Origin of the sequence: Faecalibacterium taiwanense, assembly GCF_036632915.2 — a bacterium.
GTDB lineage: Bacteria > Bacillota > Clostridia > Oscillospirales > Ruminococcaceae > Faecalibacterium > Faecalibacterium taiwanense.
Genome location: NZ_CP155552.1, coordinates 453250 through 479096, shown reverse-complemented (window position 1 = coordinate 479096; position 25847 = coordinate 453250). Strand labels below are relative to the sequence as shown.

Annotated in this window: 25 protein-coding genes and 2 pseudogenes; 14 read left to right on the top strand and 13 right to left on the bottom strand. The window is 59.9% G+C overall.

The features are described 5' to 3' along the window. Nucleotides 1-27: 27 nt before the first annotated feature. From PXT33_RS02245 to PXT33_RS02215, 7 genes are all read right to left on the bottom strand, one after another. Nucleotides 28-1215 carry a pyridoxal phosphate-dependent aminotransferase gene (locus PXT33_RS02245; protein ID WP_332375871.1) on the bottom strand — a complete coding sequence of 396 codons (1188 nt, stop codon included), beginning with the start codon at nucleotides 1213-1215 and terminating at the stop codon, nucleotides 28-30. Between the two features lie 19 nt (nucleotides 1216-1234). Then, complete coding sequence (locus tag PXT33_RS02240; protein WP_332375870.1) at nucleotides 1235-2416, bottom strand: cation diffusion facilitator family transporter; 1182 nt, start codon at nucleotides 2414-2416, stop codon at nucleotides 1235-1237. 183 nt (nucleotides 2417-2599) lie between these two features. Continuing rightward, a complete protein-coding gene (gene ptsP / locus PXT33_RS02235; protein WP_332375869.1) occupies nucleotides 2600-4240 on the bottom strand; it encodes a phosphoenolpyruvate--protein phosphotransferase in 1641 nt (546 codons plus the stop codon). A gap of 106 nt (nucleotides 4241-4346) precedes the next feature. Next, nucleotides 4347-4610, bottom strand: a complete 264-nt coding sequence (locus PXT33_RS02230) for an HPr family phosphocarrier protein (RefSeq protein ID WP_005937619.1) — start codon at nucleotides 4608-4610, stop codon at nucleotides 4347-4349. 293 nt (nucleotides 4611-4903) lie between these two features. Beyond that, nucleotides 4904-5626, bottom strand: coding sequence for a DUF4830 domain-containing protein (locus PXT33_RS02225; protein ID WP_332375868.1), 723 nt, complete (start codon nucleotides 5624-5626; stop codon nucleotides 4904-4906). A 556-nt stretch (nucleotides 5627-6182) separates the two neighbouring features. After that, the gene (locus PXT33_RS02220) at nucleotides 6183-7025 is read right to left on the bottom strand and encodes a Cof-type HAD-IIB family hydrolase (protein WP_332375867.1); all 843 of its coding nucleotides are present in this window, start codon (nucleotides 7023-7025) and stop codon (nucleotides 6183-6185) included. A gap of 14 nt (nucleotides 7026-7039) precedes the next feature. Next, nucleotides 7040-8236, bottom strand: coding sequence for a GH25 family lysozyme (locus PXT33_RS02215; protein WP_242702932.1), 1197 nt, complete (start codon nucleotides 8234-8236; stop codon nucleotides 7040-7042). A 342-nt stretch (nucleotides 8237-8578) separates the two neighbouring features. Here PXT33_RS02215 and PXT33_RS02210 point away from each other — a divergent pair, with 342 nt between their 5' ends. Beyond that, the gene (locus tag PXT33_RS02210) at nucleotides 8579-9637 is read left to right on the top strand and encodes a PTS transporter subunit IIC (RefSeq protein WP_005937634.1); all 1059 of its coding nucleotides are present in this window, start codon (nucleotides 8579-8581) and stop codon (nucleotides 9635-9637) included. 444 nt (nucleotides 9638-10081) lie between these two features. On the opposite strand, the gene PXT33_RS02205 is transcribed toward PXT33_RS02210, so the two are convergent. Together PXT33_RS02205 and PXT33_RS02200 are read right to left on the bottom strand one after the other, a co-directional pair. Then, on the bottom strand, nucleotides 10082-10591 hold the full coding sequence (locus tag PXT33_RS02205) for an 8-oxo-dGTP diphosphatase (protein WP_044953245.1): 510 nt from the start codon (nucleotides 10589-10591) through the stop codon (nucleotides 10082-10084). Nucleotides 10592-10755: 164 nt separating this feature from the next. Further along, nucleotides 10756-11349, bottom strand: a complete 594-nt coding sequence (locus tag PXT33_RS02200; RefSeq protein ID WP_097774277.1) for an RICIN domain-containing protein — start codon at nucleotides 11347-11349, stop codon at nucleotides 10756-10758. 224 nt (nucleotides 11350-11573) lie between these two features. Here PXT33_RS02200 and PXT33_RS02195 point away from each other — a divergent pair. The 6 genes and pseudogenes from PXT33_RS02195 to PXT33_RS02170 all read left to right on the top strand — a co-directional run bounded on the left by PXT33_RS02195 (nucleotide 11574) and on the right by PXT33_RS02170 (nucleotide 15710). Further along, a pseudogene (locus PXT33_RS02195) lies at nucleotides 11574-12094 on the top strand (nitroreductase family protein). Nucleotides 12095-12102: 8 nt separating this feature from the next. Then, nucleotides 12103-12597 (top strand): GNAT family N-acetyltransferase, encoded by a 495-nt coding sequence (locus PXT33_RS02190; protein WP_097776984.1) that lies wholly within the window; start codon nucleotides 12103-12105, stop codon nucleotides 12595-12597. 102 nt (nucleotides 12598-12699) lie between these two features. Continuing rightward, nucleotides 12700-12999, top strand: a complete 300-nt coding sequence (locus PXT33_RS02185) for a YerC/YecD family TrpR-related protein (protein WP_005937644.1) — start codon at nucleotides 12700-12702, stop codon at nucleotides 12997-12999. A gap of 161 nt (nucleotides 13000-13160) precedes the next feature. Continuing rightward, nucleotides 13161-13712, top strand: coding sequence for a DJ-1 family glyoxalase III (locus PXT33_RS02180; RefSeq protein ID WP_097774274.1), 552 nt, complete (start codon nucleotides 13161-13163; stop codon nucleotides 13710-13712). A gap of 14 nt (nucleotides 13713-13726) precedes the next feature. Continuing rightward, nucleotides 13727-14611 (top strand): fumarylacetoacetate hydrolase family protein, encoded by an 885-nt coding sequence (locus PXT33_RS02175; RefSeq protein WP_097774273.1) that lies wholly within the window; start codon nucleotides 13727-13729, stop codon nucleotides 14609-14611. A 148-nt stretch (nucleotides 14612-14759) separates the two neighbouring features. After that, entirely contained in the window at nucleotides 14760-15710 is a 951-nt protein-coding gene (locus PXT33_RS02170) for an ROK family glucokinase (RefSeq protein ID WP_332375864.1), read from the top strand. An 80-nt stretch (nucleotides 15711-15790) separates the two neighbouring features. Here PXT33_RS02170 and PXT33_RS02165 read toward each other — a convergent pair whose 3' ends face one another. The 4 genes and pseudogenes from PXT33_RS02165 to PXT33_RS02150 form a co-directional block, all read right to left on the bottom strand. Continuing rightward, nucleotides 15791-17581: an ABC transporter ATP-binding protein gene (locus PXT33_RS02165; protein WP_207698835.1), complete on the bottom strand. Its 1791-nt coding sequence runs from the start codon at nucleotides 17579-17581 to the stop codon at nucleotides 15791-15793. A 150-nt stretch (nucleotides 17582-17731) separates the two neighbouring features. Further along, nucleotides 17732-18450, bottom strand: a pseudogene (locus PXT33_RS02160) (YggS family pyridoxal phosphate-dependent enzyme). Nucleotides 18451-18455: 5 nt separating this feature from the next. Further along, on the bottom strand, nucleotides 18456-18968 hold the full coding sequence (locus tag PXT33_RS02155) for a TIGR01440 family protein (protein ID WP_405002396.1): 513 nt from the start codon (nucleotides 18966-18968) through the stop codon (nucleotides 18456-18458). Nucleotides 18969-19042: 74 nt separating this feature from the next. Next, the gene (locus PXT33_RS02150) at nucleotides 19043-20356 is read right to left on the bottom strand and encodes an SMP-30/gluconolactonase/LRE family protein (protein WP_332375862.1); all 1314 of its coding nucleotides are present in this window, start codon (nucleotides 20354-20356) and stop codon (nucleotides 19043-19045) included. 241 nt (nucleotides 20357-20597) lie between these two features. Here PXT33_RS02150 and PXT33_RS02145 point away from each other — a divergent pair, with 241 nt between their 5' ends. The 7 genes from PXT33_RS02145 to modA all read left to right on the top strand — a co-directional run bounded on the left by PXT33_RS02145 (nucleotide 20598) and on the right by modA (nucleotide 25846). After that, complete coding sequence (locus PXT33_RS02145) at nucleotides 20598-20825, top strand: DUF1653 domain-containing protein (protein ID WP_154260621.1); 228 nt, start codon at nucleotides 20598-20600, stop codon at nucleotides 20823-20825. Nucleotides 20826-20859: 34 nt separating this feature from the next. Next, complete coding sequence (locus tag PXT33_RS02140; RefSeq protein WP_332375861.1) at nucleotides 20860-21375, top strand: molybdopterin-guanine dinucleotide biosynthesis protein MobB; 516 nt, start codon at nucleotides 20860-20862, stop codon at nucleotides 21373-21375. Nucleotides 21376-21387: 12 nt separating this feature from the next. Beyond that, complete coding sequence (locus tag PXT33_RS02135; protein WP_332375860.1) at nucleotides 21388-22407, top strand: molybdopterin-binding protein; 1020 nt, start codon at nucleotides 21388-21390, stop codon at nucleotides 22405-22407. A gap of 71 nt (nucleotides 22408-22478) precedes the next feature. After that, nucleotides 22479-22976 carry a cyclic pyranopterin monophosphate synthase MoaC gene (gene moaC / locus PXT33_RS02130; RefSeq protein ID WP_097774263.1) on the top strand — a complete coding sequence of 166 codons (498 nt, stop codon included), beginning with the start codon at nucleotides 22479-22481 and terminating at the stop codon, nucleotides 22974-22976. Next, nucleotides 22969-23937, top strand: coding sequence for a GTP 3',8-cyclase MoaA (moaA, locus tag PXT33_RS02125; protein WP_249235418.1), 969 nt, complete (start codon nucleotides 22969-22971; stop codon nucleotides 23935-23937). Before moaC ends, moaA begins: the two co-directional genes overlap by 8 nt. Before the next feature lie 9 nt (nucleotides 23938-23946). Beyond that, nucleotides 23947-24879 (top strand): molybdopterin-binding protein, encoded by a 933-nt coding sequence (locus tag PXT33_RS02120; RefSeq protein ID WP_332375859.1) that lies wholly within the window; start codon nucleotides 23947-23949, stop codon nucleotides 24877-24879. Between the two features lie 79 nt (nucleotides 24880-24958). Beyond that, entirely contained in the window at nucleotides 24959-25846 is an 888-nt protein-coding gene (gene modA / locus PXT33_RS02115; RefSeq protein WP_154256602.1) for a molybdate ABC transporter substrate-binding protein, read from the top strand. Nucleotide 25847 lies beyond the last annotated feature (1 nt).

Genomic DNA, 25847 nt, shown 5'->3' with positions numbered 1-25847 from the left:
TGCCGCGCGGGCAGTTCGGCAGAATGTTTATTTGCGGTAAGCGGCTGCCAGCTTTTCAAGGGCCGGCAGGCTGCGCTTGACCTTTTCGGTATCGATGCAGTAGGCAAGGCGCACATAGCCCTTGACACCGAAGCTGTCGCTGGGCACCAGCAGCAGGTCAAACTCCCGGGCCTTCATGCAGAAAGCGTTGGCATCCTCTTCCAGAGCCTTGGGGAAGATGTAGAAGGTACCGCCGGGGCGCTCCACCTCAAAGCCCAGCGCGGTGAGCTTATCGTACAGCAGGTTCATGTTGGTCTCATACACACTCAGATCACTGGTCACATCCTGACAGCGGCTTACGGCCCGCTGGATGATGCTGGGCGGGCAGTTGTGGCCGGTGAAGCGGGAGATCTGGGCCATCATGTCCACCAGCACATCCTCGCCTTCACAGCCCGGACGCACCGCCACATAGCCAAGGCGCTCGCCGGGCAGACTCAGGCTCTTGGAGTAGGAGAAGCAGGTGAGGGTGTGGGGGTAGAACGCCGCCGGGTAGGGCACCTTTTTGCCGTCGAATGCGATATCCCGGTAGGGCTCATCGCTGACGAGGAAGATATTGTGGCCGAACGCCTTGCTCTTCTCGGTCAGGATCTCTGCCATGCGGGTGAGCGTCCCGGCAGAATAGGCCACACCGGTAGGGTTGTTGGGGGTATTGATGAGCACACAGGTGGTCTTTTCGCCGATCATCTGCTCGAATGCGTCCAGATTGGGCTGGAAGGTCGGTGCCTGCGGCGGCACCACCTTGAGGACTGCCCCGGTGCCCGCCACATAAGGGCCGTACTCCGGGAAGTAGGGCGCAAAGGTGAGCACCTCGTCGCCGGGCTGCGTGACCGCACGGATGGCATGGGCAATGGCACCCGCCGCACCGGTGGTGGGGAAGATGTGCTTCTGCTCATAGGGCAGGCCAAAGGTCTTTGTCAGGTGCGCTGCCACATCGGTGCGGAAGCCCGGGTCGCCCTGACTGGGGCAGTAGCCGTGCAGGTTTACCGGTTCTTCGTTGGTCAGCAGATCCTGCATAGCGGCAGTGAACTCCTGCGGGCAGGGCACGCTGGGGTTGCCCAGCGAGTAATCGAACACGTTCTCATATCCGATCTCGGCAGCACGCTGCTTGCCGTACATAAAGGTCTCGCGGATGACGCTCTTATTGCCGAGCATCGCGCGATAAGTCTCGTTCAGCATAATACTTTCCCCCGAGAGTTTATTTGTGGGCAGCCGTATAGCTCTGCTCCACCTTGATGATGCAGCTGTAGGCTGTATCCTGTTCCTTGATGAACTGTTCCAGCTGTTCCAGCAGCTCTACCTTATCCCCTGCATAGCCTGCCGGCAGCACCAGATCGAACAGCACGTTGGTGTGGGTCCTGCCCGGCACGATGCGCAGATCGTGCAGCGAAAGGGCCGGGTCGAGCTGGCGCAGCTTTTCGGTCAGGCGGGCGCGCAGCACGCCCACGGCAGCATCCGAGGTAACGATGGGGTCGTAGTGGATGGTAACCAAAAGCCGGTCATTCTTTAGAAAATCCCGTTCAATGTTGTCGATCAGGTCGTGTGCCTCCAGCGGGTCCTGCTCGGCAGGTAGTTCCACATGCAGGGAGGCGAACTGGTGTCCCGGGCCGTAGTCGTGCACCATCAGATCGTGCATTCCCAGCACACCGGGATAGGAGAGCACCTTCTGCTCGATGTGGTCCACCAGATCCTCGCTGGGGCTTTCGCCCAGCAGCGGGCTGAGCGTATCCATCACAAGGCCCCAGCCGGAGATCAGGATGAACGCCGCCACGCCTACACCCATCAGGCCATCCAGCACATCCCAGCCGGTCACGCGGCACAGCACCGCTGCAATGAGCACCGCGCTGGTGCTCAGCACATCGTTGCGGCTGTCCGCAGCAGTGGCAATGAGGGTTTCGGAGCCGATGATGCGCCCGATGGTGCGGTTGAAGCCGCTCATCCACAGCTTGACGAGGATGGATGCGATCAGCACGGCCACCGTCAGCCAGCTGAACATCACCGGGGTGGGGTGCAGCACCTTGACCACAGATTCCTTCAGCAGCGAAAAGCCGATGCCGAGAATGGTCACGCTGACTACCAGCCCCGCCAGATATTCATACCGGGCATGGCCGAAGGGATGCTCTGCGTCCGGGGCCTTGCCGGCCAGCTTGAAGCCCACCAGACTGACCACGTTGGACGAGGCATCCGACAGGTTGTTCAGGGCATCTGCCATGATGGCAATGGAGCCGAACAGAGTGCCTACGGTCAGCTTGCCCAGACACAGCAGCAGGTTGCATGCCACGCCCACCCAGCAGGCAAGGTTGCCGTAGGCGGCGCGCACCTTAGGGTCCTGCGCACGGTCGGGCTGGCGGATGAAAAGACGAATCAAAAACTGAGTCATAACGGTCCTCCATGGGCAGCGCTGGACACCTGCATACCCTGTCATCGCTTATAGTATAGCATTTCGCTTTATCGTTTTAAAGTATTTTCCGAAAACTTTTGCCCGGTATAGAAAGACCCCGGCAGAGCGGGGTGCCCTGCCGGGGAGCTTTATGGGAACGGTAAACCGGGATTCTCGGATGAATTACTTTTCAGAAGGCTTGCTCAGGTCCACGCTGCGGATGATCTTGCGCACCGGCAGGATGCTCTTGGCATTCATGGACAGCTCGTCCACGCCCATGCGCAGGAAGGTCTCGGTGAGGGCGGTGTCAGCGCCCAGCTCACCGCAGATGCCCACCCAGATGCCGTGGCGGTGGCCCGCCTCAATGGTCATCTTGATGGCGCGCAGCACAGCGGGATGGTGCGGGTTGAAGAACGGCTCCAGCTTTGCATTCTGGCGGTCCAGCGCACAGGTGTACTGGGTCAGGTCGTTGGTGCCGATGGAGAAGAAGTCGCACTCGGCAGCCAGCTCGTCCGCGATCAGCACAGCGGCGGGGGTCTCGATCATGGTGCCTACCTCGATGTTCTGGCCCATCTTCACGCCCTCGGCGGTCAGTTCTGCGCGGCACTCTTCCAGAACAGCCTTGGCATCCTGCAGCTCCCGCAGGCTGGTGATCATGGGGAACATGATGCTCATGTTGCCGTAGGCAGAAGCACGCAGCAGAGCGCGCAGCTGAGTCTTGAAGAAGTCCCTGCGGGTCAGGCAGATGCGGATGGCGCGGTAGCCCAGAGCGGGGTTCTCCTCGTGATCCAGCTTCATGTAATCGACGGTCTTATCGGCACCGATGTCACAGGTGCGGACGACCACCTTGCGGGGAGCCAGACTCTCCACCACCTGCTTGTAGGCCTCGAACTGGTAGTCCTCGGTGGGGAAGTCCTTGCAGTTCAGGTAGACGAACTCAGTGCGGAACAGGCCTACGCCGCCGGCATCGTTCTGCTGCACAGCACCCACATCGCTCATGCCGCCGATGTTGGCAAAGACATTGATGGTCTTGCCGTCCAGCGTGGTGTTGGGCTTGCCCTTCAGCTCCTGCAGCAGGGCCTGCTTCTTCTGATCTTCCTGCTGGCGCTTCTTCAGGCTCTTGAGCAGGTCGGGGGTGGGTTCAACGTAAACGCAGGCGTTGTAGCCATCGATGACCGCCATCTTGCCGTCCCAGTCGTCCTGAATATCCTTGCACTGGATCAGGGCAGGGATGTTCATGCTGCGGGCCAGAATGGCGGTGTGGCTGTTGGAGCTGCCCTCACGGGTGATAAAGCCCAGCAGCAGGCTCTTATCCATGCGGACGGTCTCAGACGGGGCCAGATCCTCCGCGACCAGAATGCTGGGCTCGGTGCCCTGCAGGCTGGCGTTGTCCACCCCCTGCAGAATGTCCAGCATGGCCTGCGCAATGTCCAGCACATCGGCGCTGCGGGCCTGCAGATACGGGTCGTCCATGGCGGCGAACACCGCAGCCTGATTGTTGCCTGCCGTCTTGACGGCGTACTCGGCACACTTTTTCTGGCTGTTGATGATCTCCTTGATGGCGTCCACAAAGTCGTCGTCATCCAGCATCATGGCGTGGATGTTGAACACCTCGGCGATGTCCTCGCCGGCTTCTGCCAGTGCCTTTTCGTACAGGGCGGTCTGCTGCTCAATGGCCTTCTGGCGGGCAGCTTCAAAACACTCCAGTTCTGCGGCAGTATCTGCCACAGGGGCGGTGGAAATAGCAGTATCCTTTTTCTTGTAGATCTTGAGCTTGCCGATGGCGATGCCATTCAGGACGCTCTTACCGGTGCCTACCTGCATTGCACACTACTCCTTCTTCATCTGTGCCGGGGCCGCACTGCTCCGACAGTCCAAAAAAAGCCCCCGCAGCTCACCCGCGAGGGCCTTCCTCATCTTAACTGCGGAATCAGACGTTCTCGGTCAGGAACTTCTGGATGGCTGCTGCTGCAGCTTCCTCGTCGTCGCCCTCGACCTTGACGGTAACGGTCTCACCCTGCTTGACGCCCATGCCCATCAGAGCCATCAGCTTGCGCATATCGCAGCTCTTGCCGTCCTTTTCCAGGGTAGCGCTGCTGGCAAAGCCCTTGACGGTCTTGACGAGCAGGCCGGCGGGACGAGCGTGGATGCCGCATGCATCCTTAACGGTATACTGGAATTCCTTCATAATCATTTTCTCCTTACTTGATCCCGTGCGGCGCTTCTGCACTTGCACCAGACGCGGCCGAGCCGCGGCACGGTTGATACATCTATTATAAACCCTTGCCGGTAATTTTTCACCATTTCATATTGCTAATTTTTTATGCAATATTTTGGTACAATTGAACATACAAATGTGACAAAAATGCACGCATTTCACTTTTTCTTCTGCTTGTGCGCAAATTTTAGGCAAATTGCGACCTGGTTTTGCATCAAAACCCGAAGCTGTTCCCGGTCGTTTCCGGCTTTGGCAGGTCGTTCCGGTGCTTATTCCACCGGATATCCCTCGGCATCCAGCGGCAGTTCCGTATAAGGCACAGCCTGCGGCACGGCATCCGGCTCACCGGAGGTCTGCTGGACGGTCAATTCCTCGTCATGGCGTTCGCCCCAATCGCCGCTGTAGTCCTCGCCGGAGGTCTGCTGTGCCGGTTCGCTGCCGGTCAGCTCTTCGTCGTGGCGCTCACCCCAGTCGCCCTCGTAGTCCTCGCCGGAAGTCTGCTTTGCCTCAGCTTCCGCCATGGCGGCCTGCATGTCTTTCAGGCCCACCACAACGCCGGAGGGCCGTTCCAGCAGGTAAGCTCCCACGGCCTTTTTGCGGTACACCAACAGCACGCCGTAGCGGCTGGTCTCGCCGCTGCTTGCCGCCGGGATCAGCGCCGTCCATTTTTCCACGGTCTTGCCCTTGTAGCGTGCAAGGTCCATGCCGCTCTGCTGCACCACCCCGTTGAAGGCCGAAAAGCTGTCATCCCACTTGCGGGGGATCTTGACCTTGTCTGCCGTGATGGATGCGCCGTCCACATCCAGACCGTAGCCGGTGAACCATGTCTGGATGTCCTGTGCACTCTCAATTTTGTTCACCGCCGCCGAGACCGCAACGGTGCGGTTGCTGATGAACCGGCCCAGCAGAGCACTGCCCACCACCAGTGCGCAGCACATGGCACCCAGACCCAGTTTTTTCAGGCTCGTTTTGCTCAACGTGACTACAAACATATCCCCATGCCTCCCCAGCCTGTTTATTGCTCTGAGAACAATTTATTCAGAGTTCGGGCAGGTTATGACGATTTAAAATGCCCGCCGTATGATTCTTCCCGTGCAGAGCGCGGCCGTGTGGGGCAGGCCGGATGGCTTTTACAAAATTCTTCTCCGCCGGGTACGTTCTCTTTTGCGTGCCAAAAGAGAACCAGAAAAGCACCCGCTACTTTCGAGGCGCGGGAGGCACGAATTAAGGGCTGCTCGCCCTTAATAATCCCAAAGCAGTTGGGCTCCATACAAAAAATCCAAGTCGCTCCGCTAAAGGATTTTTTGTGTTGCGCCGATTTGAAGTCGCTTGCGCGACGAAACGTAATGGCAACAGCATGTTTTCATGCTGACGTGAATGCTCCCGCAGGGAGCCAGCATCAGCAAATGCCGTTTGCCGTTACGACCCTCCCTGTGAAAAAGCAACTCCGAAACGGCCGCAGCCGTTTCGGAGTTGCAAATAAAAATACTATTTCCGCTATTTATGCTCAGAGCGAAGCGGAGAGCATTCCAAATCGTCTCTCCCGCTTTAATGCGCCTTCACAAAATCCTCCGGCGAGACTTCGCCGTTCTGGCGGAGCACCTGTTTCAGCACCTGCATCACGCCGTATTCCCGGTGGGACGGTGCCAGAAACGGCACCTGCGCCCGCAGCGGTCCGCTGCCGTTCTCCATCAAAAAGCCGTACTTCGCGGTGGTGAGCATCTCGGCATCGTTGTAGGTGTCACCAAAGGCCATCATGCTGTCGGCCGGAATGCTCAGCAGTGCACCCACCTTTGCCAGTGCTGCACCCTTGTGCACACCTGGGTTCATCACGTCCACCCAGTTTCTGCCTGCCACTGCCACCGAGAATGCACCGCCATTTCCGGTGTGGAATGCGCCGTAGATCCGGTCGAAGGCTTTCTGCGAGTCGTCGTTGGGCAGATAGACGGTAAACTTATCCGCCGCTGCTTCCACCGCAGTCAGATCATCCACGTATTCCACCCGGGTATAAAAATTCTTAAAAACTTTATCGTATTTCTCGTCCTGCTTTTCCGCGTAGGCTGCCTGCAGTCCGCACAAAAGGCCCACATCTCCGGCCTGCTTTGTGCTGCGGGCCAGCTGCCGCCAGCCCTCGGCAGGCATTTCGGACACAAACAGTTCTTTCCCCTTCCAGCGGGCAGCGCCGCCGTTGTCGCCAATGAGAATGATCTCCTCCAGCAGATCCGGGAACATCGTTTCCAGTGTGTACAGAGGCCGCCCGCTGGCGGCGGCAAACAAGATGCCCTGCCCGGCCAGTGCACGGATGGTCTCGGTAAACTTTGGCGGCAGCTGGCTGTACTCGTCCAGAAGGGTCGCGTCCATGTCCGATGCGATCAGGCGAATGCGGTCCATTGCAGTTTCCTCACTTATCCGATGTAGCTGATGTTCACGTCCATATCGCCCTTATAGCCGGGCAGGCGTGCCGTGCAGGTGCCCTGCCACAGGGCGCAGTCGATGGGGCTGCTGGCAACACCATAATGCGCGTTCCAGATGGTATATTTTTTCAGGCTGTTCAGATTGACACGCTTGCGGTACCACAGGGTAGAAGCATACACACCGGGTTTGTAGCCCTGTGCCTTGACCTCCTCACAGAAGGCGATGGCGCACTTGGTGCGGTCCTCCATACCCAGACCGTCGGCGCGGCCGGAACCATTGGAAGCGCCGGATGCTTCGGTGTCAAAGAAGATGGGGTAATCCAGCTTGCGTCCGTTCAGTACATAGGCGCAGGCAAAGGCTTCCTCCTTGGCTTCCTCCTCGGTGGTGGCCTGACTGAAGAAATACACACCCACCTTCAGGCCCGCATTCTTCACATTGGTGAAATGCTCCTCGAACATGGGGTCCAGCACCAGCGTGCCGGAAGCACCATAGCCGCGGTAGCCGATGCGGACGATCACAAAGCTCACGCCTGCCTTTTTGATCTGGTTCCAGTCGATGTTCTTCTGATACTTGGAAACATCCACACCAAAGGTCTTGCCATTTTCCAGCACACCGTCCGCATTGAAGTAATAGAGTTTATTGTCGATGCACTGGATGCCGGTCACCGGCTTGTTGGTGGTCTGGCTGTAGTAGTAGGTCTTGCCGCCGGAGGTGCGCCAGCCGGAATAGACCGGCTCCGTATCGCTCTTGCCCAGCCAGCCGAACAGGAAATTGAGCAGCCAGCTGAAAAATCCGTTCTCATCGCTCAGGTCGATGCACTGGGCCTCGGCGGCATCCATGGCACCGGCATCCAGCGCGGCACGGATCTCTTCCGGTGTCAGCACCACGCTGTTTTCCGGCGTGTGCTGGTTCGTGCTGTTCTCCTCCGCTTCAGTGGCCTGTACAGGCGGCGCTTCCGGGTCCTGTGCAGCAAGCTCCGGGGTCTCCGTCTGCAGGGTGGGCATTGCCGTTTCCTGCTGTGCAGAAATAGTCTCGGTCACTGCCGCGGTACTTTCTTCCGGCTGTGCAGCCAGTGCCAGCGGTGCGCCCATTGAAAAGGTCATTGCCAATGCCAGAACTGCCGCTGCGCACCGCGTTTTGCCGCGGGTGCCGCGGGCAGTCAGTTTATTCCAGAACGTTTTTTTCATGCTGTGCTCCAAACCTCATGCATTTTTATCGGGATGCCGCCCTTCACAAAAAGGGCAGCGTTTCATCTTCTCAATACTCTTTCAGTATACACCCGCGGGCAAGCCCCCGTCAATTGCCGCACACTGCAAAGCGCAGCTCCGAAAAGCTGCCGCCCCGGTATCAGAAAATGCTCCAAAATAGATACGTCTCAGCCCGCAAAAACATTGCACAAAGCCAAAAATTGCAGATATTTCCAGCAAAAACAGCATTTTGTCTTGTTGTCTTGACATGTGTATGGTATTATACTTGACATGCAGTTTTTGCATTGAATCCACCATCTTGAAACAGAAAGGCAGTTTCTCATGTCAAATGTGAAAGATTTCTTAAAACGCAAGGATATCGTCATCACCCCGCAGCGCTATCTCATTGAAGCGCTGGGTGCCATGGCGCAGGGCCTGTTTGCCAGCCTGCTGATCGGCACCATCATCAAGACGCTGGGCCAGCAGACCGGCCTTGACGTGCTGGTAGACCTTGGCGGTTACGCCACGGCCATGAGCGGCCCGGCCATGGCCTGCGCCATTGGCTGGGCGCTGCACTGCCCGCCGCTGGTGCTGTTCAGCCTGATCACCGTAGGCTACTCGGCCAATGCTCTGGGCGGCGCAGGCGGCCCGCTGGCCGTGCTCATCATTGCCATCGTAGCTTCCGAGCTGGGCAAGGCCGTGAGCAAGGAGACCCGCGTGGACATCCTCGTGACCCCGCTGGTGACCATTTTTTCCGGCGTGGGCCTTTCCATGCTGATCGCCGCACCCATTGGCGCTGCCGCAAGTCAGGTGGGCACCCTGATCATGTGGGCCACCGAACAGGCTCCGCTGGTCATGGGCATTCTGGTATCCGTCATTGTGGGCGTGGCGCTGACCCTGCCCATTTCCTCTGCCGCCATCTGCGCCGCGCTGGGTCTGACCGGCCTTGCCGGCGGTGCCGCCGTAGCAGGCTGCTGCGCCCAGATGATCGGCTTTGCCGTGATGAGCTACAAGGAGAACGGTGTGGGCGGTCTGGTCAGTCAGGGCCTTGGCACCAGCATGCTGCAGATGGGCAACATCGTCAAGAACCCCCGTATCTGGATCGCGCCCACACTGGCCAGTGCCATCACCGGCCCGCTGGCCACCTGTGTGTTCCACTTTGAGATGAACGGTGCCGCTGTCTCTTCCGGCATGGGCACCTGCGGTCTGGTGGGCCAGATCGGCGTGTACACCGGCTGGGTCAGCGACATTGCCGCCGGTACCAAAGCCGCCATCACCCCGATGGACTGGGCTGCCATGGTGCTGCTGTGCTTTGTTCTGCCCGCCGTGCTGAGCGTGATCTTCTGCGAGATCGAGCGCAAGCTGGGCTGGATCAAAGAGGGCGATCTGAAGCTGAACTGATTTTTAGAATTGTCTCCGCTTCGCTCTGACAATATCAGCGGAAAAATATTTTTATATATAGCAACGCCGGAATGACTGCGGTCATTCCGGCGTTGCCTTTTCACGATAAGGGGCCGGGCGGTGAACAGCCTTTTGCTACCGTCAGCCTGCAGCTGTCGCGCAGCAGATGGAGCACAAGCTTGCCCGCACGGTTCGTCGCGTAAGCGACTCAAAATCGGCGCAACACAAAAAATCCTCTAGCGCAGCGACTTGGATTTTTTGTATGGAGTCCAACTGCTTTGGGGTTACTAGGGGCGAGCAGCCCCTAGTTCGTGCCTCCCGCGCCTCGAAAGTAGCGGTTTCTGGTTCTCTTTTGGCACGCAAAAGAGAACGTACCCAGCGGCGATACATTTTTCAAAAGCCATTAAACCCAACCCACACGCCTACGCTCTGCACAGGAAGCGCTCAAACGATTCGTTTCCCGTCCAGCACTGCCTGCGTGAGGGTGTCGCCTTCATACACCAGCTTGAGGGAGAAATAAGGCCGTTCCTCATTCAGCAGCCGGAAGAAGATTTTGTCGCCCTCCCAGATGGGCAGTTCAGCCGCCTTATCCTTCGGCACCCATTCCAGCACGCCTTCCCTGCAGGCATCGCCCTGCACCATCTCGCCCGTCCATTCATCAGCGGTGTACAGGTGGATGAACTCGGTCATGTTGCCCCAAATAAAGGTCAGCAGACCCCGGGCGCGGAAGCGCTTCAGCGTCAGGCCGGTCTCCTCCTTCACTTCCCGCAGCAGACAGTCCTCCGGGCTTTCAAACCGCTCAAACTTTCCGCCCACGCCGATCCATTTGTCGTGGTTGTAGTCGTCCTGCTTTTTGATGCGGTGCAGCATCAGGTAGGCATCGTCCCGTTCCAGATAGCACAGCGTGGTGCTGAAAATGGGAAATTCCGGGTTCATGAAGGCTCCTAGATTCATTGAGTTCTCCTTTTGATCTTGTTTTTGTGGAAAATGCCGTTTTTCGCTGCGGCCTCTCCCGTGAAAAAACACCCCCGGCAAAGCCCGCAGGCTTTGCCGGGGGTGCAAACCAAAAATAACTTTTTCCTCTGAATATGCCAGAGCAACGCGGCGGCAATTTAAAATCATTGCCCCTTCCGGCTTGCTCTTCCCTTGCCCGCATTGTTCAGCTTGCGCACAAGGTCGTTCTGATGCTTGCGCTGGCTGGGCGTGGGCTGCGGGTCTTTGGCCTCCTCGGCGCGGCGGCCGCTCTGGGCGGTGTCCGGATCGATGCGTTCCAGCGTCCACTCCTGATTGCCGCCTGCTACAAAGTTCCAGATCTGGGCCTGTGCACCGTTGGCGGTGTTCATGCCCACAAGGTCAATGTATTTATCCGCCAGCACATTGCGGATGCGGGTGCGCCCGCTGCGGGTGGGCTCCAGCGCCCAGCACTGACTCAGCCCGCTGGTACGGTCCCACTGGTGCAGCCATGTGCCCTCCACCACACCGCCAAGGGCCAGATCCATCATCTTGCCGGTAAAGCGGTTGCAGATGCGCCAGCGGCCCTCGCCTGCATCCACGAACTGCCACTGCTGCCACGGATGGCCTGCATAGCTCCACAGCTGGATGGCCGCGCCGTTCTCGGTGTTGAAGTTCTTTACTTCCAGTACCTTTCCATTGGGGGCTTTGATGATATAAAATTCATTTTCCAGAATGACTGCCTGCGATGCCTTTGCCATAGAGCACGACTCCTTTCCAGTTTGGTAGCCCTATTATAGCGTATTTGTCCTTTGGCAGCAAGAATGCTTTTCCATAATCTTTTTACGTTTTATTGTGCATTTTGACATGATTCCCGCAACGATAACGTTTACGCGCAACAAAACCGTCTCTGCAGGGAATTTCTTTACACTCCGGCCTGTCTTGTGATACAATAAAGGCACACGCTTTTAGGGAGGGATTTGGAATGACCAACGAAACCTTGGAAACCATTAAAAGCCGCCGCAGCTGCCGTGCCTATAAGCCGGAGCAGATCACCGACGAAGAGCTGAATGCCGTGCTGGAAGCCGGCACCTACGCTGCCAGCGCCATGGGCCGCCAGAGCGCAAAGATCGTGGTGGTGCAGGACGCTGCCACCCGCGCCCAGCTCACCCGCATGAACGCCGCTGTCATGGGCAAGGACACCGACCCTATGTACGGCGCTCCTACCATTCTGGTAGTGCTGGCCGATGCCGGTTCCAAAAATGCCGTGCAGGACGGCAGCCTTGTCATGGGCAATCTGATGCTGGCCGCGGCCTCGCTGGGGCTGGGCAGCTGCTGGATCAACCGCGCAAAGGAAGAGTTTGAATCCGACGAGGGCAAGGCCCTGCTCCGGCAGTGGGGCATCGAGGGCGATTGGGTCGGCGTCGGCCACTGCATTCTGGGCTATCCTGCTGCAGACCCCAAGCCCGCCGCCCCCGCAAGCCGGATTATATCGTAAAAGTATAAGGAGAACTATGAAGCCTGATTACAAGCTGGTCGCCAAGGCCAAATACATCCACGCCACCGCCGACCTTGCCAGTGAGCTCTGGCACGAGGTGTACAAGCGCTACTATCCCGCAAAGCAGCTGGACACCCTTGTGGAAGAGCTGCAGAGCGCCGATGCCATTGAGGAGGACATCGACAACGATGTGAACTACTTCCTCGTGGTTCTGGGCGGCAAGACCATCGGCTACTTTGCGTGGAAGATGGAGAACACCGCCCTGCATCTGATGCACCTGTACCTCAGGCCCGAATACCGCGGCAAGGCACTGGGCCGGGACATCGTGCTCTCCTGCGAGCGGCTGGCCCGCGGCGAGGGCAAGGGCCGTGTGTGGTGTACCGTGCACGCCAAGGCCCTGCCGGTGCAGCAGTTCTTCAAGGCCCTGCGCTACCGCAATTTAAAGCCCGCCGAGCAGGAAAACGGCACCGTCCCCCGGGACGAAGTGGTATTTGAGCACACGCTGGGCTAAAAAGCCGCAAATGCTATTGAAATTTCTCCCCGTTTGTACTACACTGGTGTAGTGTAATAAAGTGTCTGCCTGTGGGCGGCATCTGCAAAAAAGGAGAACAACATGGCAAAAGATCATCCTACCGGCCAGTCCGGTCTGTATCAGGCATTTTTGCAGCTCAAGACCCCGGAACAGTGCTACCGTTTTTTACAGGATGTGTGCAGCTATTCCGAGCTGAGCGCAATGGAGCAGCGCTACAACATTGCTGAAATGCTGGTGGACAAGCGCATCTACACCGAGATCATGGATAAGACCGGTGCATCCAGCGCCATCATCAGCCGGGTAAGCCGGGTGCTGAGTGCCAACGACAGCGTGTTACGCGCCTTGCTGGAAGCGGAAAAAGCTGCCGACGATCAAAACTGAACTTCCACACAAACCATGCCGCGTGCCGCCCGTGCGGTATGCGGCTTTTATCATTCAACCGGGAAGGCAGAAGTCCCCACGCCAGCGGGGTACTTCTATCGTTTTTCCTCATGCGGCGCAGATGCGCCGTCTTCATCAGAAATCAGGGAGGTTTGATTTTTATGAGCAAAGCTGTTGTATTTTTTGCCGAGGGCACCGAGGAATGTGAAGCCCTGCTGGTGGTCGATCTGCTGCGCCGCGCCAAGGTGGAGGTGACCGTGGCCAGCGCATCCGGCAGCCGCGAGATCGTGAGCAGCCACAAGGTGCATATCACCGCCGACGCACTGGCCGAAGAGGTGGATTATTCGGATGTGGACATGGTGGTGCTGCCCGGCGGCATCCCCGGCACCCCGAACCTTGCCGCCAACAAGACCGTTACCGACACCTGCGTTTCCTTTGCAAAGAGCGGCAAAAAGGTAGCTGCCATCTGCGCAGCACCCAGCGTGCTGGCATCTCTCGGCCTGCTGGAGGGCAGAAAAGCCACGGCGCACGCCGGTTTCCAAGACAAATTGGCCGGTGCCGAGGTGCTGGATACCGAAGTGGTAGTGGACGGCAATATCACCACCAGCTACGGTCTGGGCGGTGCCATCCCCTTTGCGCTGGAGCTGGTGCGCCAGCTGGCCGGGCAGGCTGAGGCCGACCGCATCCAGAACGCCATCGCCTACCGCCACTGAGGGAGGAAACTGAAATGCGTTTTGTCACCTGCCGCCTGCCGGACGGCGTAGAAGATCCGGCCATTCTTTCGCCGGACGGCACACAGATCTGGCCGCTGAGCTGGCTGGGCCTTTCCTATGAAACCTTGTCCGATGCCATCCCCTTTCTGACCCCGCAGGTGCGGGCAGGCCTGCAGCTTGCCATTGCGGGCATCCCGGCCCTGCCCGTGGATGCCGTGCAGCTGCAAAGCCCTATTCCCTGCCCGGCGCAGGATGTAGTGTGCCTTGGCATCAACTACATGGCCCACTCGGACGAAGCGGAGAAATACTCTGCCGATGCCTTTGCAACCAAACATCAGGATGCCATTTATTTTTCCAAGCGCGTTTCCCGCGCTGTGCCGGACGGCGGCTTTATTGAAGCTCACACTGACCTTGTGCAGAAGCTGGACTACGAATGCGAACTGGCTGTGGTTCTGGGCAAAGATGCCAGGGATGTGCCCGCCGGGCAGACAAAAGACTATGTGTTCGGCTACACCATCCTGAACGATGTTTCCGCCCGCGATGTGCAGACCGCCCACAAGCAGTGGTATTTCGGCAAAAGTCTGGACGGCTTCACGCCCATCGGCCCCTGCATCGTTACCGCAGACGAATTCGACACCTACCCGCCCAAGCTCGGCATCCGAAGCTTCGTCAACGGCGAAAAGCGGCAGGACTCGAACACCGGCCTGCAGATCTTTGATATCGACCACGTGATCCACGAGCTGACTCAGGGCATGACCCTGAAGGCCGGCACCATCATTGCCACCGGCACCCCGGCAGGCGTGGGCATGGGCATGGACCCGCCGCAGTTTCTGAAGCCCGGCGACACGGTGCGCTGCGAAATCGACGGCATTGGCAGCCTGACCAACACCGTGCGGTGAGCACTGGCATTTGTGCCAAATATCCACTGCGTTTTCCGTCTGTTTGCATGAAAATCCGCAGCGGCACTGCTCTTTTGCGGGTAGGTGTGGTATACTGGAACACGCGAAATACTGCGGCCGCTGGCCGTCAAAAAGAGGTAAATGAGACATGAAAGAATACGCATTCGGCATCGATCTGGGCGGCACCACCGCCAAGATCGGCCTGTTCAAGACCACCGGCGAACTGCTGGAAAAGTGGGAAGTTCCCACCGACACCTCCAACGCCGGTGAGCACATTCTGAAAAATCTGGCCGCTGCCGTGCAGGGCAAGATGCAGGAAAAAGGCCTTGCCGCTGAGCAGGTAGAGGGCGTGGGCGTGGGCGTGCCCGGCCCTGTGTTGGACAGCCGCATCGTGCCCATCATCTGTGCAAACCTCGGCGGCTGGGGCAAGCACAACGTAGCCGAAGAGCTGAGCACCATGCTGGGCGGCATCAAGGTTCTGGTGGGCAACGATGCCAACGTGGCCGCTCTGGGCGAGATCTGGATGGGTGCCGCCAAGGGCTGCCGCAGCGCGGTCATGGTCACGCTGGGCACCGGCGTGGGCGGTGGTGTCATCGTCAACGGCAAGGTCATTGATGGCACCCACGGTGCCGGCGGCGAGATCGGCCACATCACCGTGGACCGCCACGAGACCGCTGCCTGCGGCTGCGGCAAGCACGGATGTCTGGAGCAGTATTCCAGTGCCACCGGCGTTGTGCGCTGCATGAAGAAGCTGCTGGACGAGAACCCGGATACTCCCTGCACCCTGCGCGGCACCGAGTTTGCCGCCAAGGACGTGTTTGATGCCGCCCGCAATGGCGACGCCCTTGCCGCCCGTGAGGTGGACGAGATGACCGACACGCTGGGCATGGCGCTGGCCAATGTGGCCAACACCGTGGACCCGGAAATGTTCATGATCGGCGGCGGTGTGTCCCGTGCAGGCGAGGTGCTGTTTGCCCCGCTGCGGGAGCATTTCAAGGTCTATGCCTTCAAGTCCTGCCGTGAGACCCCCATCGTGCCCGCCATCCTCGGCAACGATGCCGGTATCTATGGTTCTGTGCGCCTGATCGTGGGCGAATAATTCAGCGGTATTTTTTCAGAAACTTAAGAACCCGGAAACGACGGTCGTTTCCGGGTTTTTCTTTGTACGTTCAATAAAATTTACAGCGTATCTTCCCCCGGCAGCTGATTCCACAGGCGGTAGTAGACGCCCTGCTTTGCCAGCAGCTGGTCGTGGGTGCCGGATTCTACGATGCCCTCTTCGCCCAGCACAAGGATGCGGTCGTAGTCCTTGATGGTGGTCAGGCGGTGGGCGATGGTCAGGGTGGTGCGGCCATGGGCCAGCTTTTCAAGGCTCTGGCCCACCAGGATCTCGCTTTCGTTGTCCAGTGCGCTGGTGGCCTCGTCCAGAATGAGGATGGGCGGGTTCTTCAGGAACACCCGCGCAATGGCGATGCGCTGCTTCTGTCCGCCGGAGAGCTTGACACCGCGCTCACCCACATAGGTATCAAAGCCATCCTTCAGGGCCAGAATGAACTTTTCCGCTCCGGCCAGACGCGCCGCTTCCATGATCTCTTCGCGGGTGGCGCCGGGCTTGCCGTAGGCGATGTTTTGGGCCACCGTGCCGCTGAACAGATACACGTCCTGCTGCACGATGCCGATATCCTGCCGCAGGCTTTTCAGGGTGACATGGCGGATGTCCTGCCCATCGATCAGGATGCGGCCACTGGTCACCTCGTAGAAGCGGGGGATGAGGTTGCACAGGGTGGTCTTGCCGCCGCCCGAAGGGCCGACCAACGCCAGCCGTTCGCCCGGCCGGATATCCAGACTGACGTTGTGCAGCACCTTGTTGTGGTCATCCGGGTACTCAAAGCTGACGTTTTCAAACCGGATGTCACCGGGGCCGGGCTGCAGCGGTACCGCATCCGGGGCGTCGCCGATGGTCACAGGGGTGTCCATGATCTCGGCAAAGCGCTCGATGCCGGTCATGCCGCGCTGGAACTGCTCGGCAAACTCCACGATGCGGCGGATGGTGGCAATAAGGGTGGTGACGTACAGCATATAGGCCACCATGTCACCGGCGGTGATCCTGCCGTACACCAGCGAGAGGCCGCCTGCCAGAATGACCACCAGATACATCAGGCCGTCGAACAGGCGGGTGGAGGTGTTGAAGGCACCCATGGCGTAGTAGCCGAGGGTCTTGATCTGCTCAAAATCCCTGTTGCCCTTTGCAAACTTCTCGCGTTCCTCATCCTCGGCGGCAAAGGCCTTCACGACACCCTGCCCCAGCAGGCTGTCCTCGATGGTGGAGTTCAGCTCGCCGATCTGCACGCGCTGCTGGCGGAACCGCGCCCGCAGCCGTCCGTTCAGGTAAACGGACACCACGCCCATCAGCGGCACGCAGGCGAACACCGCCAGCGTCAGCGGCACACTGGCCCGGCACAGGATAATAAAGGACACCACGATCTTGATGGCCGCAATGAAAAATTCCTCCGGGCAGTGGTGGGCAAACTCGGTCACATCGAACAGGTCGTTGGTGATGCGGCCCATGATGGTGCCTACCTTGGTGTTGTTGTAGTAGGTGTGGTCCAGCTTGAGCAGGTGGTCAAAGGCATCGCGGCGCATATCCGTCTCGATGTGCACGCCCATGATATGACCGATGCTGGACATGTAATAGCTGGCTGCACCGTCGATGATGCGCAGCACAAAATAGAGTGCTGCCAGCCGCAGCACGATGCCCGCCGTCAGAGTGATGCCCACGCCCATGGCGGCGTTGGTGATGGTGCTCATGATCTTGGGCAGCACGATGTCACACAGGGTGGTCAGCGCCGCACAGAACAGGTCCAGAAACAGGGTCATTTTGTACTTTGCCAGATAGGGCAGAAAACGCCGGATCAGCGCACCGCTGCCTGCGTGGTGCGCCCCGGGGTCGTTGATTTTGGTTTTTGACATGGTTCCTCCTGTTGTAAAACCCTCTCAGGCTCACTTCGTTCGCCAGCTCCCCCGAGAGGGGGAGCCTTTGCATCTTTCGGGAAGCTGTACAAAACCTCCCCCTTTCGGGGAGGTGGCATTGCGCAGCAATGACGGAGAGGGTTCGTTCTCTTACTTTTTACTGTAATCCCGCTCGCCGTAGATGGCGGTGCCGATGCGCACGAGGGTGGCGCCCTCCCGGATGGCGTTTTCAAAGTCGCCGCTCATGCCCATGGAGAGGGTCTCCATGGACACGTTGGAATAGCCGCGCTCTCCGGCCTGCACAAACAGCTTGTACACCTCGGCCAGATAGCGGCGGTTGCGGGCATCATCGTCGTTCACGGGCGGAATGGCCATCAGCCCCTTGACCCGGATGTGCTCCTGTGCGGCAGCAGCATCCAGCAGCGGCCAGAGCGCTTCCGGTGCCACGCCGGTCTTGCTCTCCTCGCCGCCGATGTTCACCTCCAGCAGCACGTTCTGCACGATGCCGGCCTTGGCTGCTTCCTTCTCGATGGCGTTCAGCAGATGCTCGCTGTCCACGCTTTGGATGAGGCTGGCACGGCCCAGCACTTTTTAATTTTGTTCGTCTGCAGATGGCCGATAAAGTGGCTGGGCTTGCCGCAGTAAGCACCTGCGTCAAAGTTTGCGCACAGCTCCTGCACATGGTTCTCACCGAACACATCGATGGGCAGGGCTGCGCTTGCAGCCACGGTCTGTGCCGTGCGGGTCTTGCAGGCGGCGCACAGCTGCACCGCTGCCGGGTCGCGGCCTGCTTCACGGGCCGCGGCTGCCATCTTTTCCCGGATCTCTGCCACGGCCTCCTGCATCTGTTCCAGATTCTTTTCTGCCATGATGCTCAGTCCTCCTCGGTATACTTGGCGCGTTCGCCGCCGATGAGTTTCGGGCGGGTGCGGGCGCACAGGATGTTCGCTTCACCAATTTTGGAAAGGCTCAGCCGCACCGGCACAGCCACCCGCTTCAGGTGCATCCCGATCAGGGTGCCGCCGATATCAATGCCTGCATGGGCACGGATCTCTTCCACGGCCACCGGCTCCCGGAACTTCTTCCAGCAGGTAGTGGCCCAGCTGCCGCCTGCGTGGGGGCGCGGCACCACGCACACCTCTTCCCAGCCGTATTTTTCGGCGGCTTCCCGCTCGATGATAATAGCGCGGTTCAGATGCTCACAGCACTGCGCGGCCAGCCAGATGCCGTTTTCGGCCAGCACTGGGGCAAGGCCCGCGTACACGGCCTGCGCGGCTTCCAGACTGGAATCCTTGCCGATGTGCCCGCCCACGATCTCGCTGGACGAGCAGCCCACCACGAACACATCGCCCTTTTTCAGCTTTGCTTCGGCCAGCAGTTCGGTCACTGCCTGCCGGGCCTGCGTCTCGATTTGTTTTTGAATTCTTCTGTCATAAAAAACACCTCGTTTTTTATCAAAGATCAAAGATTTGCACTGCGCACCTTTTCGCTGCCTGCAAGGCCGAGATACAGCCTGCTCTCCACCGGGCACAGAGCTGTCACACCGCCTGCACCCTTGCTGGAGACCGTCCGCTTCCAGCTGCCGTCTGCCGTATCTACAGCTTCCGCGCAGGGCGCATCGGCAGGCAGGCTGAATAGCTTTTCCTGCAGATTCCGGCCTGCACGCAGGGCAATGCCCCGCAGCAGGGTGCTGTCGGCGTTCTTTTCCAGCCAGCTGCTGCGCGCCCACCGGTAGCCGATGTACAGGGTGCCGTCTTCATCCATAGCAAGCGCACCGGGATACCCCGGCAGGCCGGAAACAAAGCTCTGGCAGTTTTTACCGCCCGCCGTCAGGTCGCGGGCATCGGCGGCAGCGCTCCACACACAGCGGTTCCCAAGGTCAGCCACGAACAGCGTGCTGCCGTCCCGGCTCAGGGCCAGCCCGGAAGCACCGGCCACACCGCCCAGCACCTTCTGCACCGTGCGTGCTGCCGGGTCGTATACATACACGCAGCCCGTGCCGGTGTGGGCCAGCAGTTCGGTGCGCAGAGTGCTCTCCAGCCCGTCCGCGGCACTGGCACTGGCAGCAACCGCAAAGTAGATCCTGCCGTCCGGCGCGGCTTCCACCGCTGAGACAGCCCCCAGCGGTGCACCGTCGATCTGGGTCACCACCTGCTCCACCGCCGTGCCCCAGCTGTCGTGGGCGGCGCGGCACAGGCTGCCGCCGCCGGGCGTGAGGATGCTCAGCCACAGGTCCCCGCTGCCGTCAAAGGCAAAACCGGTCAGCTCACCGTCCACGGAAAGGATGGCCGCATCGTGTCCGCCGTCGGTGCGCACAAGGTCGCTCGTGCGCTTTTTTAAGGCTGCGCCGTCGTATGCTGCGGCATACACAAGGCCGTCCTGTGTGCGGATGCAGTCCACACCCTGATATTCGCCCAGATCCAGCGTTCCCTTATGATCGGCGGCAAGAGCCGTCTGTGCTGCACCGGTGTCCTGCCGGACATCCGGCGCGGTGTAGCCTTGTGGCGGCGTATCGATGGGCCGGAACACCAGTGCATACACCAGCGCCAGCAGGATGCACACGCCAAACACCGTGCTGGCCGTGCGGAACCGCTTGAGCAACGCGTCCCGCTCCACCGCCATCTGGGCCGCATACTCGGCACGGCGGCGGGCGGCGCGGGCATTGGCGCGGTTTGCCCGGCGCATCCAGCGATCCACGAACAATGCCACCTGCGGCCCGATGGTGAGCGACGCAATGGCAAGGATGAGCAGAAATTCAATAAGTCCGATCCTCATAGGGCTTTTTCCTTTATCTTCAGAGCTTTTTCAGGGGGGTATCCCCTTATCGTTTCAGTATAGCATCTGTGGCGCGGCAGTTCAAGCACCCAACTCTGTCTCCCGGCTTTTGCCGCCGCCTGCCGCCTTTTTCTCCATCTTTCCTGCCAAAGCCTTTTTTGCCGTGCTGAAATATGCTATACTGATTATAAATATGGCATTCTGCACCGGAATGCCGCGTGTCAGTGTAAAAGAGGATAACATGGAAGCATTCAAATATAATGTGCAGCCGGGCCGCTACCGGCATTTCAAGGGCAACGAATACGAAGTGCTGGGCATGGCCCGCCACAGCGAGACCGAAGAGGAAATGGTGGTGTACCGCGCCCTGTACGGGGAACGCGGGCTTTGGGTGCGTCCTGCCGCCATGTGGTGCGAGACCGTGGAGCGGGACGGCAAAGTGCAGCCGCGCTTTGTGCGCATTGAGGAGTGAACCGGCAGTTTTTGCCGATGGGATAAAACGGAGGGTGATACTTTTGTACAGTGAACAGAAACAGGCGCTTGCCGCCGAACTGAGCTTCAAGCATCCGGCAGTGCTGGCTGTCAGCGGTTCCGCAGGCAGCGGCAAGACCGCTCTGCTGGCCACGCTGCTGCCGGTGCTCAAGAGCCGCGGGCTGAAGGTGGGCGTGATCCGCGAGGCTGACGATCTGCGCCTACCCGCCGAGACCGACCGCCTGCATGAGGCCGGTGCCGAGGGTGTGGCCGTGTTTACTGCCGGGCGCTATCTGCTTACCGAGCAGTTCCGCCTGAACGAGCAGGACCTGCTGGCTTTGTTCGAGCGCCACGGCTACGACCTTGTACTGCTGGAAGGCTTTGGCGACAGCGGCTGGGCCAAGATCGAGGTGGTGCGCAGCTCGGTCAGCCCGGTGGGCACCGCGTTCCAGCCCATGGCCATCGTGGGCGATGTGCCGGGCGCTGATTTTGCACTGGACGATCCTACTGCTCTGGCAGACTGGATCGAGAACCAGATGCCGTCCCTGTAACGGAGGTTCTGCATGAAACTCATCCGTACCGAAGACGCTGTCGGGCAGGTGCTCTGCCACGACATCACACAGATCATTCCCGGCCAGTTCAAGGGAGCACGCTTCCGCAAAGGGCACATCGTCCAGCCGGAGGATATTCCCGTGTTGCTCTCCATTGGCAAAGAGAATCTCTATGTCTGGGAGAAGCGCCCCGGCATCCTGCACGAGGACGAAGCCGCTGCCCTTTTGTACAAGGCAGCAGCGGGCCGCAACATCCACGGCACTGAGCCGAAGGAAGGCAAGATCGAACTGGTTGCCGACTGCGACGGTCTTTTGAAGATCGACCGCGCCGCCCTGCTGGCCGTGAACCGCACACCCCAAATGATGATCGCTACCATCCACGGCGACCTGCCCGTGAAAAAGGGCCAGAAGCTGGCCGGCACCCGCATCATCCCGCTGGTGATCGAGCAGGAGAAGATGGATGCCATGCAGGCCGCAGCAGGCAGCGAACCCATCCTGAACGTGCTGCCTTTCCACCCGAAAAAGTTTGCGGTCATCACCACCGGCAGCGAGGTATTCAAGGGACGCATCGAGGACAAATTCACCCCCGTTCTGGTGGGCAAGCTGGCTGAATACGGCTGCGAGATGACCTATCACAAAACCTGCGACGATGACCCCGCCGGGATCACCGCCGCCATTCTGGAAGCAAAGGCCGCAGGCTGCGAGATGATCTTTACCACCGGCGGCATGAGCGTAGACCCCGACGACCGCACGCCGCTTGCCATCAAGAACACCGGTGCCGAGATCATCACCTATGGCGCACCGGTGCTGCCGGGTGCCATGTTCCTTGTGAGCTATCTGGACGGTGTGCCGGTGTGCGGCCTGCCCGGCTGCGTGATGTACGCCAAGCGCACCATTTTTGACCTGCTGCTGCCGCGCCTGCTGGCCGACGACCCCATCACTGCCGAGGACATTGCCCGGCTGGGCGAGGGCGGGCTGTGCTTAGGCTGCGCCGAATGCCACTGGCCCAACTGCGGCTTCGGGCATTGCTGAAACCCTCTCAGTCAAAGCCTTACGGCTTTGCCAGCTCTCCCAAAGGGGAGAGCTTTATCAAGGTAAAAATTATGAGCGAAACAAAACTTTCTCATTTTGATGCGTCCGGCAGCGCCGTGATGGTGGATGTGAGCGAAAAGCCCGTCACTGCACGGCAGGCTGTGGCCCGCGGCATCATCACTATGAATGCGGCAGCCTTTGCCGCTGTTCGGGACGGCACCGCCCAGAAGGGCGACGTGCTGGGCGTGGCCCGCATTGCAGGCATCATGGCGGCCAAGCGCACCAGTGAGCTGATCCCCCTGTGCCATCCGCTGCCGCTGAGCAAGCTGACTGTGGATTTTCACCTTCTGCCCGAACAGCAGGCCGTAGAGGCCGTGTGCACCGCCAGGACCATCGGCGTGACCGGCGTGGAAATGGAAGCTCTGACCGGCGTTTCTGCCGCGCTGCTCACCATCTACGATATGTGCAAGGCCGTGGATAAGGGCATGGAGCTGGGCGAGATCCACTTGGTCGAGAAGACCGGCGGCAAGAGCGGGCACTATGTGCGGGCCGAGGGCGGCTATGTTTGATGCATACGGCCGCAATATCCACTATCTGCGCCTTTCGGTCACCGACCTGTGCAACCTGCGCTGCCGCTACTGTATGCCGGACGGCGTGCCAAAGCTGGCCCACGAAGATATTCTGACCTATGAGGAATTTCTGCGGCTGGCTGCGCTGTTCGCCCAGTGCGGCATCGACACGGTGCGCATCACCGGCGGTGAACCGCTGGTGCGCCGGGGCGTGGAACAACTGACGGCGGGCCTGAAAGCCATTCCCGGCATCCGCCGCGTTGCCCTTACCACCAACGGCGTGCTGCTGGCCCAGAAGCTGCCCGCCCTGCTGGCGGCGGGCCTTGACAGCGTGAACATCAGCCTTGACACCTTGCACCCGGAGACCTTCCGGCGCATCACCGGCAAAGACGAGCTTGCCGCCGTGCAAAACGGCATCCGGGCGGCCCTTGCCAGCGGCATTCCGGTCAAGCTGAACTGTGTGCCGCAGCCCGGCGTGAACGAGGGCGAGCTGGAAAGCCTTGCTGCCTTCGCACAGGAGCATCCGCTGCAGGTGCGCTTTATTGAGATGATGCCCATTGGCTTTGGTGCCGGGCTGCCCGGCCTTTCCGGCCCGGAACTGCTGGAGCGCTTTTACCGCCGCTGGCCGCGGCTGCAGCCGGTGACCGGTGCGGCCTTTGGCGATGGGCCGGCGGTGTATTATTCTGCGCCCGGCTGGCGCGGCAGCATCGGGTTGATTGCTGCCGTGCACGGCAAATTCTGCGCTTCCTGCAACCGGGTGCGGCTGACAAGTCAGGGCTTTCTGCGTCCGTGCCTTGCCAGCGAATCCGGCACCGACCTGCGTGCTCTGCTGCGCAGCGGCGCGGACGACGCGGCCCTTTTGCAGGCCATTCAAAACACGATTCTGGCAAAACCCCGGGAACATCACTTCGGCCAAGGCTCTATGCCCGCCACACGAGGGATGTACCGGATCGGAGGATAACACAAATTTATGGGTAAAATTCTGGCTATCTGCACAAGCCCCCGGCGCGGCACCTTGAAAACGCCGGTGCCGTCCGCTGTTCTCACCCCGGAGTGGGGTATTGTGGGCGATGCCCACGGCGGCAGCTGGCACCGGCAGGTCAGCCTGCTGAGCGCAGAAAAAATTGAAGCTTTCCGTCAAAAGCTCTGGGTGGACTACGGTGCCTTTGGCGAAAATCTGGTGGTGGAAGGGTTCGATCTTGCCACCCTGCCGGTGCCCAGCTTTTTTGCCATTGGGGATGCCGTGCTGGAAATGACCCAGATCGGCAAGGAGTGCCACAGCGACTGCGCCATCCGCCGGCAGACCGGCGACTGCATCATGCCGCGGGAGGGCGTGTTCGCACGGGTGGTAAAAGGCGGCACCATCCACACCGGCGACGAGATGAAGCTGCTGCCCACCCCGGCAGACCTGCCCCTGCGCGCGGCGGTGATCACCCTTTCTGATAAGGGCAGCCACGGCGAACGGGAGGACAAAAGCGGCCCACTCATTGTGGAGATGCTCACCGCCACAGGCTACAAGGTGGAAGAAACGCTGCTTCTGCCGGACGATGCCGCCCAGCTCAAAACCCAGCTGCTGCGCCTTGCGGATGCCCGTCAGGTGAACCTGATCCTCACCACCGGCGGCACCGGCTTTGCACCCCGGGATATCACCCCGGAGGTGACTTTGAGCGTAGCCGAACGCAACGCGCCCGGCATTGCCGAGGCCATGCGGTACCATAGCCTTACCATCACACCGCGCGGGATGCTGAGCCGTGCCGCCAGTGTGCTGCGCGGCAAGACCCTGATCGTGAACCTGCCGGGCAGCCCTAAGGCCGTAAAAGAAAACCTCGAGTACATCCTGCCCAGCCTTGCGCACGGCATCCGCCTTGCCGCCGGGCTGGACGGCGAATGCGCCCGGAAGTAAAAAAGTATCCCGGTGGGCGGCACCGCATCCTGTACCGTATCAAATGCAAAGATTCATTTTAAAAACAGGAGCGCTTATCATGAACAACACTAAAATTTCCCGCCGCAGCTTTCTGGCTGCTGCCGGTATCGCCGGTGCCGCTGCGGCCCTGACCGCCTGCGGCTCCTCCGCTTCCAGCACTGCATCTTCCGTGGCAGGCTCTGCCGCTGCTTCTTCTGAAGCTGCCGGTGGATCCATGGAGCTGATCGTGTTTGCCGCCGCATCCCTCACCGAGACCCTCACCGCCATCGGCGAGATCTACTCTGCCGAGAACCCCGGCGTGACCTTCAGCTTCAACTTCGACTCCTCCGGCACCCTCAAGACCCAGATCCAGGAAGGCGCGGACTGCGACCTGTTCATCTCCGCCGGTCAGAAGCAGATGAACCAGCTGGACAGCACCGCTTCCGCCGATGTGAACACCGAAGGACTGGACTTCGTGGACAGCGATTCCCGCGTGGACCTGCTGGAGAACAAGGTCGTTCTGTGCGTGCCCGAGAATGGCAATAAGGGCATCGACAGCTTCGATTCTCTGGCCGAGCACCTCAAGGCCGGGGACATTCTGTTCTGCATGGGCAACAGCGATGTGCCCGTGGGCCAGTACACCCAGAAGATCCTTGCCTACTACGCTCTGGACGAGGAAGCACTGGCCGCAGCCGGTGTCATCACCTACGGCTCCAACGTCAAGGAGGTCACCACCCAGATCACCGAAGCCAGCGTGGATGCCGGTGTCGTGTACTGCACCGATGCCTACAGCGCAGGCCTGACCCCCGTGGATGAGGCCACCAAGGAGATGTGCGGTCAGGTGATCTACCCTGCCGCCGTGCTGAAGGCCGCCCCCAACGCCGAGGCTGCCAGGGAGTTTCTGGCCTATCTGCAGACCGACCGCGCCGCGACCGTGTTCGAGAGCGTGGGCTTCACCGCACTGTAAA